Source organism: Silanimonas sp. (genome assembly GCF_027531545.1).
GTDB lineage: Bacteria > Pseudomonadota > Gammaproteobacteria > Xanthomonadales > Xanthomonadaceae > Silanimonas.
Genome location: NZ_JAPZSC010000046.1, coordinates 1 through 1,191, shown reverse-complemented (window position 1 = coordinate 1,191; position 1,191 = coordinate 1). Strand labels below are relative to the sequence as shown.

Annotated in this window: 1 protein-coding gene; it reads right to left on the bottom strand. The window is 64.8% G+C overall.

Annotated elements, in window-relative coordinates:
• Positions 1-1,191 (bottom strand): elongation factor Tu, encoded by a 1,191-nt coding sequence (gene tuf / locus O9280_RS15520; protein WP_297867719.1) that lies wholly within the window; start codon positions 1,189-1,191, stop codon positions 1-3.

The window sequence follows — 1,191 nt, the reverse complement described above, 5'->3', positions numbered from 1 at the left end:
TTACTTGATGATCTTGGCCACGACGCCGGCGCCGACGGTGCGGCCGCCTTCGCGGATCGCGAAGCGCAGGCCTTCGTCCATCGCAACGGGGGCGATCAGCGTCACCACCATCTTGATGTTGTCGCCCGGCATCACCATCTCGACGCCTTCCGGCAGCTCGATGGAACCCGTGACGTCCGTCGTGCGGAAGTAGAACTGCGGGCGGTAGCCCTTGAAGAACGGCGTGTGACGGCCGCCCTCTTCCTTCGACAGCACATACACTTCCGACTCGAACGTCGTGTGCGGCTTGATCGAGCCCGGCTTCGCCAGGACCTGACCGCGCTCCACGTCGTCACGCTTCGTGCCGCGCAGCAGCAGGCCCGCGTTGTCGCCCGCCTGGCCCTGGTCCAGCAGCTTGCGGAACATCTCGATGCCCGTGACCGTCGTCTTCTGCGTGTCGCGGATGCCGACGATCTCGATTTCCTCGCCGACCTTGATGATGCCGCGCTCGATGCGGCCCGTCACCACCGTGCCGCGACCCGAGATCGAGAACACGTCTTCCACCGGCATCAGGAACGGACGGTCAACGTCACGCTGCGGCTCCGGAATGAACGTGTCCAGCGCCTCGACCAGCTTCAGGATCGCCGGAACGCCGATCTCCGACTGGTCGCCTTCCAGCGCCAGACGGGCCGAGCCCTTGATGATCGGCGTGTCGTCGCCCGGGAAGTCGTACTTCGACAGCAGCTCGCGAACTTCCATCTCGACCAGGTCGAGAAGCTCGGCGTCGTCCACCATGTCCGCCTTGTTCAGGAAGACCACGATGTACGGCACGCCGACCTGGCGCGACAGCAGGATGTGCTCGCGCGTCTGCGGCATCGGGCCGTCAGCGGCCGAGCACACCAGGATCGCGCCATCCATCTGCGCCGCACCCGTGATCATGTTCTTCACGTAGTCCGCGTGACCCGGGCAATCCACGTGCGCGTAGTGGCGGTTCGGCGACTCGTATTCCACGTGAGCCGTCGAAATCGTGATGCCGCGAGCCTTCTCTTCCGGCGCCGCGTCGATCTGGTCGTACGCCTTGAACTCACCACCGAAACGCTCGGCGCCAATCTTCGTCAGCGCCGCCGTCAGCGTCGTCTTGCCGTGGTCAACGTGACCGATCGTGCCCACGTTCACGTGAGGCTTGGTGCGCTCGAACTTGCCCTTTGCCAT